Source organism: Vibrio sp. YT-19(2023) (genome assembly GCF_033337395.1).
The window spans coordinates 1-1,187 of record NZ_JAWOQN010000125.1 but is presented as its reverse complement, the minus strand read 5'-3'; the positions used below and the strand labels follow the sequence as shown (position 1 = coordinate 1,187).

Sequence of the window (1,187 nt, the reverse complement as noted above, 5' to 3'; positions counted from 1 at the left end):
GCTGTACGTGCAAAAAGCTCAAGATGCTTTGTCCGGCGAACAAGAACAACATCAAAATCAACAAGGCAAAAATCAGCTCGCGGATGAGCACCTTACGACGACGTTTGGGATCGATGTGTTTAAGAATGGACAACACAATGGGCAAATTGCCAAGAGGGTCCATGATAAGAAACAGCATGGTCGCTGCAGAAAGAATATCCATGTTCTGGCCTCAACGAAAAAAATAGCGACCAGTGTATAGTAAGGAGATTGTGCGAGTATACGGCTAAGGGCGAAATCAGATAATTCGCCCTCGATTACCGAAACAACCTCAGACGCCGCTTAATGGTTGCAAATACGCGCCATGTTGACGACGAACTTGCCTTCGAGTTCGCGAACCTTATCGCGCTGTAATAAAAAGGTTAGCAATGCATCTAAGTCTAGATCATTCAACTTACAGGTATGAAAGCGTACGTCTGCGCCAAAATGTTGTGCGAGCTCGTCGCGGCTCATTGGGGTTTCACGTAGTAGGTTTAGTAAGTTGTGAGCATGAATGTCACTCATCATTAACTCCAGTTAGCAAATAGAACCCGACCAGTGTACTGAAATCGTCGAGCACTGCTTTGACTTACGTTAGTAAATGATAGAAGCAACAATGAGTGCATGAGCAAGAAAGTAGCTACCACTTACCCAAACATACGCGCGCTTCATTGGTTTACGGAATCCGTGTATGGCGTAAGCGAGCGCAGAATACGTCATGATGACGGTGCCACTAAAGCCAATGGAATTCGCGTAGCTAGGCGTTTGTAGCCAAACCTCACCCGCCGCCCAAGCGAGCTGCACTAGCATTATGCCCATAGTCACAACGGGAAAAACGAGCGAATCTAACTGCGGTAAAAGAAGGAAAAACGCCACGATACTGGCGGCAAGCAACAAAGCCAACAACCACCACACGATATCGCCATTGAGCTGAACCCAAAAAGATTTGCTGTAGCACACTTGCGCTGCGAGATAGGCAGCAAAATAGATCAGCTTGCGTGTTTTAAACGAATGCAGCGTATCGGCGAACATAGAAACCACCAAACCACCAGCAATCCAGTAGCTGTGATCGGCCGACGGCCCTTGGGTTAGCACCAAAATAAGAAGAAGTAATAGCGTAAAGATTTTAAACACTAAGGATTGTGTCGGGTTCGCTTGCTTTGCACCCA

General features: G+C 46.8%; 3 protein-coding genes. All 3 read right to left on the bottom strand.

Annotated features, from left to right (window positions below):
* A partial coding sequence (locus R7E78_RS24295) for a MarC family protein (RefSeq protein ID WP_318058359.1) occupies window positions 1–202 on the bottom strand: 202 nt, incomplete at its 3' end.
* Window positions 203–321: 119 nt separating this feature from the next.
* Complete coding sequence (locus R7E78_RS24290; protein ID WP_015297472.1) at window positions 322–543, bottom strand: YecH family metal-binding protein; 222 nt, start codon at window positions 541–543, stop codon at window positions 322–324.
* A 69-nt stretch (window positions 544–612) separates the two neighbouring features.
* A partial coding sequence (locus R7E78_RS24285; RefSeq protein WP_318058358.1) for a lysoplasmalogenase occupies window positions 613–1,187 on the bottom strand: 575 nt, incomplete at its 5' end.

Excerpts from the sequence above, each read along its gene's own strand:
- R7E78_RS24290 (WP_015297472.1), bottom strand. The coding sequence starts at position 543 with ATGAGTGACATTCATGCTCACAACTTACTAAACCTACTACGTGAAACC.